At 49.3% G+C, this 13,307-nt stretch carries 11 protein-coding genes; 6 read left to right on the top strand and 5 right to left on the bottom strand.

The features are described from left to right. Positions 1-92 precede the first annotated feature (92 nt). A complete protein-coding gene (locus CD05_RS18900; RefSeq protein WP_051589048.1) occupies positions 93-746 on the bottom strand; it encodes a glycoside hydrolase family 25 protein in 654 nt (217 codons plus the stop codon). A 171-nt stretch (positions 747-917) separates the two neighbouring features. Here CD05_RS18900 and CD05_RS0114245 point away from each other — a divergent pair, with 171 nt between their 5' ends. The 4 genes from CD05_RS0114245 (at position 918) to CD05_RS0114260 (ending at position 4,276) form a co-directional block, all read left to right on the top strand. After that, entirely contained in the window at positions 918-1,958 is a 1,041-nt protein-coding gene (locus tag CD05_RS0114245) for a bifunctional glycosyltransferase family 2/GtrA family protein (RefSeq protein ID WP_028511041.1), read from the top strand. Continuing rightward, the gene (locus CD05_RS0114250) at positions 1,951-3,039 is read left to right on the top strand and encodes a phosphodiester glycosidase family protein (protein ID WP_037323049.1); all 1,089 of its coding nucleotides are present in this window, start codon (positions 1,951-1,953) and stop codon (positions 3,037-3,039) included. The genes CD05_RS0114245 and CD05_RS0114250 overlap by 8 nt, the downstream gene beginning before the upstream one ends. After that, the gene (locus CD05_RS0114255) at positions 3,020-3,427 is read left to right on the top strand and encodes a hypothetical protein (RefSeq protein ID WP_028511043.1); all 408 of its coding nucleotides are present in this window, start codon (positions 3,020-3,022) and stop codon (positions 3,425-3,427) included. The genes CD05_RS0114250 and CD05_RS0114255 overlap by 20 nt, the downstream gene beginning before the upstream one ends. A 207-nt stretch (positions 3,428-3,634) precedes the next feature. After that, positions 3,635-4,276 carry a cytidylate kinase-like family protein gene (locus CD05_RS0114260; RefSeq protein WP_037323051.1) on the top strand — a complete coding sequence of 214 codons (642 nt, stop codon included), beginning with the start codon at positions 3,635-3,637 and terminating at the stop codon, positions 4,274-4,276. Between the two features lie 362 nt (positions 4,277-4,638). Here the strand turns inward: CD05_RS0114260 and CD05_RS0114265 are convergent, their stop codons facing one another. Further along, the gene (locus CD05_RS0114265) at positions 4,639-6,099 is read right to left on the bottom strand and encodes a 5'-nucleotidase C-terminal domain-containing protein (RefSeq protein WP_242841275.1); all 1,461 of its coding nucleotides are present in this window, start codon (positions 6,097-6,099) and stop codon (positions 4,639-4,641) included. A gap of 144 nt (positions 6,100-6,243) precedes the next feature. On the opposite strand from CD05_RS0114265, the gene CD05_RS0114270 reads away from it, so the two are divergent. Next, on the top strand, positions 6,244-6,546 hold the full coding sequence (locus CD05_RS0114270) for a helix-turn-helix domain-containing protein (protein ID WP_028509370.1): 303 nt from the start codon (positions 6,244-6,246) through the stop codon (positions 6,544-6,546). 5 nt (positions 6,547-6,551) lie between these two features. Beyond that, entirely contained in the window at positions 6,552-7,406 is an 855-nt protein-coding gene (locus CD05_RS0114275) for an IS3 family transposase (RefSeq protein WP_242841261.1), read from the top strand. 242 nt (positions 7,407-7,648) lie between these two features. Here CD05_RS0114275 and CD05_RS0114280 read toward each other — a convergent pair whose 3' ends face one another. The 3 genes from CD05_RS0114280 to mscL form a co-directional block, all read right to left on the bottom strand. Next, positions 7,649-9,130 (bottom strand): glycoside hydrolase family 43 protein, encoded by a 1,482-nt coding sequence (locus CD05_RS0114280; RefSeq protein ID WP_028511046.1) that lies wholly within the window; start codon positions 9,128-9,130, stop codon positions 7,649-7,651. 145 nt (positions 9,131-9,275) lie between these two features. Further along, the gene (gene polA, locus CD05_RS0114285; RefSeq protein ID WP_028511047.1) at positions 9,276-11,852 is read right to left on the bottom strand and encodes a DNA polymerase I; all 2,577 of its coding nucleotides are present in this window, start codon (positions 11,850-11,852) and stop codon (positions 9,276-9,278) included. 439 nt (positions 11,853-12,291) lie between these two features. Beyond that, complete coding sequence (gene mscL, locus CD05_RS0114290; RefSeq protein WP_028511048.1) at positions 12,292-12,729, bottom strand: large conductance mechanosensitive channel protein MscL; 438 nt, start codon at positions 12,727-12,729, stop codon at positions 12,292-12,294. Positions 12,730-13,307: the final 578 nt, after the last annotated feature.

A 13,307-nucleotide genomic window follows, 5' to 3' on the forward strand; every position in this document is an offset into this window, starting at 1 on the left:
GCGCAGGCGCAGTAAATAAGCATTATTCAAGGCACTTCTGTTAGTTATCTGACAGAAGTGCCTTTGCATTAGTTTGTGCAGCAGTCTCTTTTTTATTGCTTCTTTATTTCCTGACCGCCTTTTTTGCGCTTTCGCTTTTTGTAGCCGTTTAGGTGCGCTTTTTTTATTATGCCCGGGTAGTCCTCATAGCAGATGTCTGTGTCAACACTTCCCGAAATGCCTGGCAGCCTGCCGCTGCAGCTGTCCTGCCACATTCCTGCAAAGCCGCTGTAGTCAAGCCTTCCGCCGTACTGCGCTGCCCATATCGCATAACGCTTTCTCACCTGTGTATCGAGCATATTTTCAAGCGGGTCTGCCGACATATATATCCCGGCAAAGTACCCTGCCTTTTCAAGTGCGTCGCAAAAGCTGCGGCACATACTGCTCACCGTGTCTCGCCCGCCCTGAAGCGCCTGCCCCTCAACGTCATAGTATATCGGGTATTCAAACCTCTTCCCCTTTATGACCTCGATGCAGGCCTTTGCTTCCTGCTGCGCCTCCTGCCCGTTTCTTGCATATGCAAACCAGTATGCCCCGCATGGTATCTTATACCTTTTGCAAAGGCTGTAGTTTCGCTCAAAGTATTCGTCCCTTTGCGAAGCAAAGCCCCCATACCCTGCCCGGATAATTATAAAATCGACCTTCCCTCTCAGCCTGCCTATGTCGGCATCACCCTGAGCGTAGCTTATGTCTATCCCATGTTTCATCAGTCTCACTCCTCCTGTAACAGATTATTCGCAAAGGAAAAAATTTGTGAAAGAGCGTAAAATTTTTAAGTTGATTTTAGCTTTGTGCTATATAATCAAAAATGGAAATATGGGAAATATAGCGGGATATCAGACAAAAACAATGTATTGATATTTTGGAGGCGACGCTTTATGAAAGAGACTAAAATCGCACTTGTCCCGGCATATATGCCCACACAGGCCATGCTGCCTATGCTCGATGAGCTTTACGATAACGGCTTTGAGAGCATCGTGGTAAACGACGGCAGCGGCAATGTATTTGATGATTTTTTTGAAAAAGCAGGAGAAAAAGCAACAGTTATCGACCACCCTGCAAACTTCGGCAAGGGCATGGCATTGCGCACAGGGCTTACCTATATCTCGGGGCACTATACCTCGCCGTATGTCGTGGTGACGCTCGATGCCGACGGCCAGCACCTTGTGAGCGACGCTCTGCGTGTCTGCGCAAAGGCAAGCGAGTGCCCTGATGCTTTAGTTCTCGGCAGCCGTGAGTTTGACGGCAAGGTGCCGCTAAAAAGCAAGCTCGGAAACTCGGTGACAAGAGTAGTCTACCGCTTGGCGACCGGCGTCGGTGTAAGTGATACGCAGACCGGGCTGAGAGCTTTCTCCGACAGGCTGACCAAGCGCCTGCTCGCTATCCCGGGCGACAGATATGAGTATGAGACAAATATGCTCATGGAGCTTGCCCGTGACAATACACGCATTCTCGAAGTGCCGATAAAGACTATCTATATCGACGACAATTCCTCCTCGCACTTTGACCCGATAAGGGATTCTGTCAAGATATATAAGGAGATACTCAAATTCTCGGCCTCCTCGCTCGCAGGCTTTGCGGCAGACTATATCGCATTTGCGATACTTAGCCTGCTGACAGGCTCGGTGGTCTTTTCAAATATCACAGCAAGGCTCATAAGCTCTGTGCTCAATTTCAACCTCAACCGCAAATTCGTTTTCAAGTCGGAAAAATCATTGGCTGCGAGCGCTTTGCAGTATTTCACCCTCGCAGCATTCATTCTTGCAATGAACACCGCCCTGCTGACACTTCTCACAGCAAAGCTCGGCGTGAATGTCCTGCTTGCAAAGATTATGGTCGAGTGTATAATGTTCTCAGTGAGCTATTGGGCGCAGAGAATGGTGATCTTCAAAAAGAAGGGGGAGAGGAAAAATGCCTGAACGCAAAAATAGAAAATATCTTTTCGCTGTGGTGTATTCCTTAGTAGTCGCAGCCTTCACGGCGTATGTGATGCTTGATACCTTCGTGCTCGAACGTGTCGAGCAGGTCGATGCGACAGCCCAGAACACCTCGATGTTTGACGATATCGAGGTCAAAAAGCTAAACACCGGCACGGCCAACAGCACCTTAAGCGCCGCCCCTTCTGCAAGCGATGAGAGTTCCTCTGCTTCACACAGCGGCAAGCCCTCACGGGGCAGGCACTCACGCTCTGCAGAGACAGACGGCTCATCACAGACGGATACACAGACCCGACAAAACAGCACAAACAGCAACTCAACATCAACAGGCACCGCCGGCTCTTACTCTGATGAGAATATAGCCGTCACGATAAACGAATACTATGAAAACGGCACTAAAATATACGCCGCAGATGTGCGCTTAAGCTCGGCGCAGTATTTAAAGACAGCCTTTGCAAACGGCAGCTACGGCAAAAACGTCAAAGCAACGACAAGCGACACCGCAGAGGAAAATGACGCCATCCTCGCAATAAACGGCGATTACTACGGCGCTCGTGAAAAGGGCTATGTCATCAGAAACGGTATCGCCTACCGTTCTACTGCCGAGAGCGACAGCGAGATACTTTGCATCTACGCCGACGGCCACTTTGATATAATATCCCCCGACGAAGCATCAGCCGATGAGCTCGTGGAGTCGGGCGTGTGGCAGGCGTTCACCTTCGGCCCGGGGCTTATAGACGAAGGCTCTGTAACCGTCTCTCAGGGGCAGGAGGTCGATCAGGCTATGGCATCAAACCCACGCACGGCGATAGGCCAGATAGACGAGCTGCATTATGTGTTCGTCGTGTCTGACGGCCGCACGAGCGAGAGCGAGGGGCTGTCACTCTACCAGCTCGCAGAGTTTATGAAGGGTCTTGGCTGCACTACCGCCTACAACCTCGACGGCGGCGGCTCATCGACAATGTACTTTGACGGCGAAGTCATCAATAACCCCACAGGCGGCGGCCACGGCAACTCAGCCAGCGAAAGGAAGGTGAGCGACATTGTTTATCTCGGATACTGACAAGCGCTCCTGCTTAAAACAGGCTCTCGGCACAGGCGCAGGTGCATCATTCGCTGCACTTTTCGGCGGCGTGTATGAGCTTTACTCACACAGCGTTTATTCCTACTATATGATATATGCCTTTGCACCGCTCATGGTGCTCTCGCTTGTCTATGTGTGGTGGGGCGGCTTTTCAAAGCGTCCGCCAAAGCGTGCGGCAAGAGCGCTCTATACAGCATCGGCTTCCACCGCATCGGTCGGCATGATAGCCACAGGGGTTGTCACGATATACGGCTCGTCAAACAGGCTGCTTTTAGGCTACTGTATACTCACAGGGGCAACACTTGCAGCAGCAGTTGTATGCCGGCTTATCGAAAAGCCCTCCCCGACACCGCAGACACAGCAATGAGCATACATATGCGACAAGCCAGGCTCGCATTGTATATAATACCGCCGCACGGGCTGCACCCGACCTTCTGTGCGGCGGTCTTTGTGTCATAATGCACATACCACTGCTTAAAAGTTTGTAGGATAGAGCATATACAATTTCTGTGTTTTGTGATATAATATTATAAAATATAAAAGTATTGCTATTTTCCTGGGAGGAGGGATCTTTATGAAACAGCAGACAAGATCAATTATAACCATAAGCCGTGAGTTCGGCAGCGGCGGCCGTGAGATAGGCCACAGACTGAGTGAGGACTTAGGCATACCCTTTTATGATAAGGAGCTTTTAGAGCTCGCATCAAAGGAATCCGGCATATGCCAGGAGCTTTTTGTAAAGCATGATGAGAGCTATACAAACAGCTTTCTTATGAACCTTGTCATGGGCAACTACCCCATATCTCAGGACGGGCGCATAAACCCTGAGATGCCGCTCAATCATAAGATATTCTTAGCACAGTTCGATACAATAAAGAGCCTTGCCGAAAAAGGCCCATGCGTCATCGTCGGAAGATGTGCAGACTATGTGCTGCGTGGCAATAAGGACGTGCTGAATTTCTTTATCACCGGCAATCTCTACGATAAGCGCCAGCGTATCGCCGCACGCTATGATATCGAGAAGAACAAGATAGAGGATTTCATCAAGAAGACGGATAAGCGCCGTGCAAATTACTATAACTACTACAGCGATATGCGCTGGGGCGATGCAAAAAACTATGACCTCTGCATCAATTCCTCAAAGACCGGCATCGAAGGCGCAGTCGAGCTTATCAAATACTATATCTCTGTCAAGGAAAATAATGAAAACGAGTAACGTTTTCAGGTAACAGGCTATTATCAGGTTACAGGTAATAGGCGATGGATATTTAAGGCAACACCGCACAACCATTGTACGTCAGACACGCAGTCAAATTTTTCGTCAGATTGGCTAAATTTACCGCAGGAATACTAACGTATTTCAAGGTAAATTTGGGTAATATGACGGAAAATTTGCAAGTGGATGGCGTGCAAAGGTATCCGCCGGTGGTTGTGCGGTGTTGCCTTAAAAGAACTGCCCCCGGAGTTTTAATTAAAAACCTCGGGGGCTTATTGTTTTATGAGTTTTGCAATACTGCCCGAATGGGCATATCATCGGCGCTATGCGCCGATACCACAACTGTTACCTGTTACCAGACATCAGTCAAGTATCTCTATCCTTCCCTCAACGTGTGAGTCAAGCCCCTTGTTGGTCGAGAAGTATTCCTCAACGATGTTGTTCACAGAGGTAGCGATAACTCTCGGCTTCATGTTCTTTGAAACTTCTTCAAGCGGCACTCCGAAGAACTCGTCAAAGTTGTTGAAGTGGTATGCCTGTAGGGCTATCAGCAGCTCGTCTGTGTCCTCTATCTCCTTGCCGTTTAATGAAAGCTCCTCTATCGTGTGGGTGCTCTTGCGGTAGCGTATCTTTACACCCTTTGAGTAGTTGTAAAACTCTGTGTGCCCTTCCCACGCTTCGTCACGGAAGATGTGCTGTATCATCTTTCTGAACTGCGCACCTGTGACCTTGAGCATATGCAGCATATCGTCAAAGGGCGTGTTCTCTAACATATCCTGATACTCAACTATCGGCCCTAACTCCTTTTTGCGTATGGCGCCTGTGCCCATTATCATGATGTCAAAGCTGCTCTCCCACTGTAACAGATCGGCGTAAAGGTTGCCAAGCTCTGTTTCCTCTGTCCTTGTCGGGTGTGTCAGCTTTCTTGCAAAGGTCGTGACTACACGCTTGTACTTTGCATCAGTCACGTTCTGATAGCGGTCAAGCAGCTCGTTCATTACAGGGTCTATGGGCGCTGTGTCTTCGTTGATAGATACGCACTCCCACTTGTAGTCAACGGGCTTGTGCTTTCTGGTATCTATCGTCAGCTCAAAGCGGCCTATCTGCCCGGTGCCTGTGCCTGCCTGAACTATCGGTATGCCGTTTACTACCTCAGGCTCCTCCATAAGCGTGTGCGAGTGTCCGCCGATTATCAGGTCAACGCCCCATTCGGGGTCAAGGAGTCTGGCAAGCTCTCTGTCTGCTTCAATGCCTATGTGGGTAAGCAGCACTGTCAGGTCAGTCTTTCTTGTGCGGTAGTTATCAGCTATAACGCCTATCTCCTTAGCAGCAGCCTGAATGTCAACATAAGTGCCTATCACCTTCTCGCTCTTCATCGAGGCTATCACTTCCTCTGTGAGTATGCCGATAAAGAGCACCCTCATGCCGCCTATGTCGATGTTGAGACAAGGCGTGAAAAGCCTTGCGCCGTTTATAGTTATAAAGAGGTTTGAGTTGATTATCGGGAAGTGTGCGCACTTCTCCAAAAACAGCAGATGTGCAAGGCCGTAGTCTACCTCGTGATTGCCTATCGTGGTGACATCAGGCGATAGCAGGTTCATAAGCTCAATGGTTGAGAGCCCCATAAACTCCGAGTCGATGATAGACCCACGGAACATATCACCGGCGTTTGCGTAGATGACATTCTCCTCCGCTTCACGCACCTTTTTTACATACCCTGCAAGCCTTGAAAGGCCGCCTGTCTCCTTGCCGTCCTCACCCTTCTTCGGCAAAAAGTCGCCGTGCAGGTCGTTTGAATGTAATAGCGTGAGCTTTTTTAGCATTTTTATTCCTCCTTTATGGTTTTGTCTGATAAATTGGGATTTAATCAATGCATAATGCATAATTCATAATGCATTGAACCTGTATAATAAAACTACACATTTGAAGTTAATAATGATATAATATAAAAAAGGAGTTGGCTTCAAATGAGCACACATGGAGAAAACAGTCGGGAATTCAAATTTAAGATCATGGAACTGCACTTCAAAGATAACATATCTGTGAAAGTGTTATCCGAAAAATTCGCAATACCGGAGCAAACGATCTACACATGGCGCAGAGAGTACAGAAAGTACGGCGAGGATGCATTTGTAGGCTGTGGGAAACAGCGTCCGCAGGATGCAGAACTTAGGCGATTGAAGAAAGAAAACGAAAAGCTCAGGATGCAGGTAGAGATCTTAAAAAAAGTTGCGGCATATCAGGCAGAGCAAGAGTCAAAGAAAAGATAGATGACTTGCGGGCGAGAGGATTGGATAAATATCCGATCAATCTGGTATGTCAGACTCTCGGGATAAGTACAAGATCATATTATGACCGAAAGGAAAACCCTCGCAGCAACAAAGAAAAAGAAGATCTGGAGCTTGTAGAGAAAATGCAGACGATCTTCGCTGAAAGCTATGAGGAGTATGGCAGAGTGCGTATGAAAAAAGCACTTGAAGAAGCCGGATACCCGATGAGTGAGGGGAAAGTCGGAAGGCTGATGCGTCAAGGAAATATGTACCCGAAAAAATGCAAAAAATATAGGGCAACGACCAACAGCAGGCACAAGTATCAAGTTGCAGAAAATCTTCTTGACCGCAATTTTAATGCTGATAAGCCAAACCGAAAGTGGTGCGGAGACAGCACTTACATATGGACAGACGAAGGCTGGCTGTACGCAGCAGGGATAATAGACCTATGTGCACGTGATTGTGTCGGATTAAGCTTTAGCAGCAAACACACGCAGGAACTGATGATCGATTCGCTTGATCAGGCATTCAAAAAATACAAGCCGGGCGAAGGACTGCTGTTCCATTCTGACCGAGGCGTGCAATATGCTTCCAATGCATACAAAAACAAGCTTCATAAGTACAAGATGATCCAGAGCATGTCTCGAAGCGGTGTGCCATATGACAATGCACCTATGGAAAGCTTCTGGGCAACGGTCAAAAATGCCTGTGTACATGGCTGTAGGTTCAAAACGAGGAAGGAAGCCGAGCTAAAAATATTTGAATACGTCTTTGGCTTTTACAACACACATCGTTATCACAGCTCAAACGGCTTAAAAACGCCATATGAGCTCAGAAATGAAAAGCTTTCTATTGGCTGATATCAATAGTTTTATTAACTTTATGTGTGCAGAAAACTTGACAGGTTCACATAATGAAGGTGTCGGCTTGCGCCGACAATATGGCCATTCGGCCTTCTGTCGGCGGCATTTTTCGCTTATCAAAGCAATTTCGTGGGAATAAAAGCCCGAATGGGCATCCGTCCTGCGTAGCAGGACACATCAATTATGCATTATGAATTATGCATTATGCATTACTACGTAAATTCCGATCTATCCTATCATCATTCCATATACTTCAAAGCAAACCCCTCAAACTCCGCCTCGCCGTTTACGGCATAAAGACCTATCATAGCCCCCGTAAATCCGCCCGAGACTTCGCTTGTGATGTACTTTGTGCTCCCGACGCCAAGCTCTCTGCGCTCGCTGCCGTCACCGCTTACAACTGCAAATTTGTAGAAAAGATTGTCGCCCTCGATGCACAGCCTTGCCTTGCTCCCCTCTAACGGGATTGCTGTTTGAATGTGCTTTATGCCGCCGATGTTAAGCCGCAGTATCGCTTCATAGCTGTCCGCTGCTTTTCTTACGGCTATCTCGTAGTGCTCGTTTTCGTCCATGTAAATAGTTATGCCGCCCTCGCCGTCGGTGACACCTACATCGCAGCAAAGCTCAAAGCAAAATCCCCTCTGCCTGAGTGCGATAAACGTCGGCGAATCAACATCATCAAGTGTCAGGCTGCTGCCTCTGAGGGTGTATTTTTCTTTTGTGAGCGTGTAGTCTGCCATGTCAGGTGTGCGCAGATAGCACCAGTCGATGCCGGGGTCGGTGCTTGCAAAGGTGTATTCCTTTATCGGCTTCTGTGCAAAGTCACCGGCTATCTCATAGCTCTCATCTGTTGTGCCGTCAAGCCCGGCAGCTATCCAGCCGTCGTCAGTCAGCCTTGCAGGTGTTAAGAACACCTCACGCCCTAAGTTGTGATAAGGCATCCACATATGTATCTGCCGAAAACCCAGGCTAAGTATAAATAAGTTGCCGCTCTTGTCAAACACAAGGTCGCCGTGCCCTATGCCCTGTATGATGTATGGCGCTTTGTTGCGGTTTGTCAGTATCGGGTTGCTCGGGCAGTTCTCAAAAGGCCCCCATACGCTCTTTGAACGTGAGAGTGTTATCATGTGCCCGTATTCAGTGCCGCCCTCGGCCGCCATGAGATAATACCATTCGCCTATTTTGTAAAGGTGCGGGCTCTCTAAATACCGCCCTCCCGAGCCCTGCCAGATGCACTTGCTGGCGGTGAGTTTTTTGCCGGTGGCTATGTCTATCTCACACTGCACAACACCGCCTTTCCCCTCGTCGTCCGAGCCGTTTGACATAAAATACACCCTGCCGTCTTCAAAATAGAGAGAGGGGTCGATGCCGCCCTGGTCAACCGTTATCGGGTCAGACCATTCTCCGTAGATGTCGTCTGTGTAGACGTAGAAATTCTCGTGCGTCGTGTCGTTTGTCGTGACCATGTAAAAGCGGCCGCCGTTGTATCTTATAGTCGGTGCGAACACGCCGCCCGAGCTGTTTATGTTTTTTAGCATCACCTGTTCAGGGCGTGTCAGTGCGTAGCCAAACTGCTCCCAGTTTACAAGGTCATCGCTCTCAAATAGCGCCACCCCGGGGAAGTACTGGAACGTGCTCGCAGCAAGATAGTATTTGCCGTTTGCAAAGCAAACGCTCGGGTCAGGGTAAAATCCGGGGATAACGGGGTTTGTGTATTTCATAAAAATTCCTCCAAAAGCATGGTGTCAAACATTTGTTCCACGTGGAACAGTAGTAATGAATAATACTTCGTCGCCCGAATGGGCATACATCGCCGCAGGCGATACCACAATTATGCATTATGCATTATGCATTATGCATTAAAATTTATTCCTTCGCCTCAAACCAGCTTGCCCCTGTGTGTACATCTACCGTCAGCGGCACTGCGAGCCTGACAGCACCCTCCATTTCCTCTTTGAGCAGAGCGCTTGCCTTGTCAGCATCAGCTTTGTCGCACTCGATTATCAGCTCATCGTGTATCTGCAAAATAAGCCTTGCCCCGGGCAGGTCTTTCTTTAAGCGCTTGTATACATTTATCATCGCTATCTTGATGATGTCGGCTGCACTGCCCTGTATCGGCGCATTCATAGCCACCCTCTTGCCGAAAGCCTGCATATTCTTGTTTGACATCTTAAGCTCGGGGATATATCTGCGCCTGTCAAATATCGTGAGCACATAGCCCTTGTCCTTTGCAAATTCCACAGTGCTGTCCATGTACTGCGATATCTTCGGGAAATTTTCAAGATAGTTCTCGATATACTGCTTGGCCTCGGCTACCGATACACCGATGTCCTTTGACAGCGAGAATGCACCTATGCCGTAGATGATGCCGAAGTTTACAGCCTTTGCCGCCGAGCGCATCTCGGGTGTCACAAAATCCTCCGGCAGCCCGAAAACGGAAGCAGCCGTCATAGTGTGAATGTCTATCCCGTCAAGGAATGCCCTCTGCATATTCTCATCACCGCATACAGAAGCAAGCACTCGCAGCTCTATCTGCGAATAGTCAGCATCAACAAGCGTCATGCCCTCCTCGGCCACAAAGAAGCGACGCATATTACGCCCTATCTCTTTTCTTACGGGTATGTTCTGTAAATTCGGCTCAGTCGAGGATATGCGCCCCGTGCGTGTCTCGGTCTGCTTGAAGTATGAATGTATCCTGCCGTCGGGCGCTATGACTTTCAGCAGCCCCTCAACGTAGGTGGACATTAGCTTGGTAAGCGTGCGGTATTCAAGTATCAGCGGTATCATCGGGTGCGCATCTATAAGCGCTTCAAGTACCTCCGCACTTGTCGAATAGCCGGTCTTTGTCTTCCTGCCGCCCTTAAGCCCCAGCTTGTCAGGTGAGAAAAGTATCTCCCCTAACTGCTTTGGCGAGAGTATGTTGAATTCCTCGCCGGCGTAATCGTATATCTCCTGCTTTAAGCGCTCAATGTCGCCCCTGAGCGACTCGCCGAATGCCTTTATGCCGTCTCTGTCAGCCTTGACACCGACAGTCTCCATAGATGCGAGCACCTCGCAAAGCGGCATCTCTATCCCGTCAAAGAGCTTCCTCAGATCGTTCCCGTCAAGCCTTGCTGACAGCCCCTCGCATAAAGCCGGCAGCGATGCTATGCTCTCATAGCCCTCCATGTCGCTGCGGTATTTGACAGAGTACGCAGCACATAAGTTTTCAACGGTGTATTCCTTTGCCTGTGAGTTTAATAAATACCCTGCAAGATCGCATGAGAAGATGATGTTTTTTGCACTCTCGCCGTTTTCAAATGCAAGCTTGTAGGCAGCCTTTGCATCAAAGGTGAGCTTTTTGCAGCCGCTTGTCAAAAACGCAAGTATCCTCTCCGTGCCGCCAAGTAAGCTGTCGCAGGTGTATATCACGCTGCCCTCTGCTGCACGCAGCTCGGTCAGGTCTTGCTTGCCTGCCAGCTCGAAAACGACAGTCCTGCTCTCATCAAGCGATGCAATGTATTCATCATCAAGCGGCTTTATCTCATATTCTGTAAGCACTGCCGGCTCTGCCGCATTGCTCTCATCCACAGCCGCCGCATCACCGGCGTGAAGGCCTAGCTTTTCCATTAGCCTGAACATCTCAAGCCCTGTCAGCCTTGCTGCCGCCGCTGCCTTGTCGCCCTCGTGCAAAGCATAAGTCTCGATATCATTGTCTATCGGTGCTGTCAGACATATCGTCGCCAAAAAGCGGCTGTTCTCTGCCGACTGCCTGCCCTCGCTTAACTTCTTTCTCACCGACGGGGTGAGCGTCATCTCATCAAGCTGCTCGTAAAGCCCCTCTACACTGCCGGCCTGCTGAATGAGCGAAACGGCAGTCTTCTCACCTATCCCCTTTACACCGGGAATGTTGTCTGAGCTGTCGCCCATTAGCGCCTTTATCTCTATCATCTGTAACGGCTCGACACCATATTCTTCCTTTATCCTCTCGGGGGTGTATATCTTTGTCTCCTTGGTCGCCGCAAGCCGCACAGTCGTTTTGTCTGTCACGAGCTGATAGCTGTCACGGTCGCCCGTCACGATAAAGCACTCGCCGCCCTCACGCTCTGCTATCCGTGAGAGCGTGCCTAAAATGTCGTCCGCCTCATACCCCTCGCAGGTGACAACGGTTATGCCAAGCTCAGTTAACAGCTCTTTTATCTGCGGCATCTGCTGTGCCAGCTCCTCGGGCATACCCTTGCGGTTTGCCTTGTATGCCGCATCTGCCTTGTGGCGGAATGTAGGTGCTCTCAGGTCAAACGCCACAGCCACATGATCGGGCTTTACCGCATCGACCTCCTTAAGATATATGTTCATAAACCCTGTAAGAGCATTGGTGTAGACGCCCTTTGAGTTTGAGAGCAGCTTTATGCCGTAGTAAGCACGGTTCATTATGCTGTTTCCGTCGATCGCAAGTAAGCGCATAAGATGATCCTCCAAAAAATAGAATAAAAATATAAGCAGTAATAAAGAACATAAACACAAAAAGGTTTTTGTCAAACTTTTTCCTCAAAAAAGTTTGCGGGTCTGGGCAGAGCCCAGCAGGGTGTGGGGCTGGCCCCACATCGGCGGAGCCGACTTAGGCGGCGAACACAGTAAAAAAGCGGCACGCACTGTGAGTTACGAAACACTATAACGAAAGAATATGTTCGCCGCCCACCGCCGCAAACAGGGAGCCGTGCCAAAGGCACGGTGCGACCGCATTTGCGGCAGCCGCCAAAGGCGGCAAGCCCGAGCCGAAAGACGAGGGCAACACCCCCGAAAATATCTTTCATCTATTATACCACAAATCCCCTTCCATATCAACCCAAAAGCATAAAAAAAGCACGCCCTATGCGAGCGTGCTTGTCAGTGTGTCTTAAACTTATTCTGTCTTTGCCTGAGCCTCAGCCTGTGCCTTTAACAGGTCACGGATCTCAGTAAGGAGAACTTCCTCCTTGGGCGGCTCAGCAACAGCCTCTTCCTCAGCCTTCTTTCTGCCGACTTCCATAGCCTTGTTTACAGCCTTGATAAGGCAGAACAGGATAAGAGCTATGATAAGGAAGTTGATTACAGCCGATATGAAAGCGCCGTATGTAAACTCAACACCTCTTACAGTGAATGTGCCGCCGACTACCTGCATAACGCCGTTCTCGTCCTTCTCAGCACCGCCTGTGATAACTGCGATAAGAGGGTTGATAAAGCTGTCGGTCAGTGCTGTTACGATAGAGCCGAAAGCAGCACCGATGATAACACCGATAGCCATGTCCATAACGTTGCCTTTAAGCGCAAAGGCTTTGAATTCTTCAATAAACTTCTTCATTTCTTTTCATTCCCTTTCCAAAGAGTATATACTTTTCCAAGCATTTCTATAATATCACATTTTTACCTGTTTTTCAACAGGATATTACAATTTTTACTCCGAACGTTACATTTTCGTCATTTTGTTCAATTTTGCCGGAATGATTTAGTCGATTTGCTTACGTTACAGGGTTTGCTTTGTGGGGGGCGAACCTCACCCCCCGTCCCCCTCTCCTTATAAAGGAGAGGGGGGGAGCGGCCTCGCCCTTCGGCATCGGCCGCCGGCGCTTCGCTCGGCTTCGCCTCGCTTCGCTTGCCGCCGCTTGCGGCGGCGGCTGGCCGCAAATGCGGTCGCACTGTGCCTTCGGCACAGCTCCCTGTTTGCGGCGGTGGGGCAGCGAACATATTCCTTCGTTATGGTGTTTCGCAACTCACAGTGCGTGCCGCTTTTTTTACTGTGTTCGCCGCCTGGTCGGCTCCGCCGATATGGAGCTCTGCTCCGTTTCAGTCGAGCTTGCGAGAATGAAACAATCTACGCAAGGGCTCTGCCGTTTTGTTCGAGCTTGCGAGAATAAAACAATACCCGCAAACTTTTTTGAG

The sequence above is a fragment of the Ruminococcus sp. NK3A76 genome (genome assembly GCF_000686125.1).
In the GTDB taxonomy this organism is placed as follows: domain Bacteria; phylum Bacillota; class Clostridia; order Oscillospirales; family Ruminococcaceae; genus NK3A76.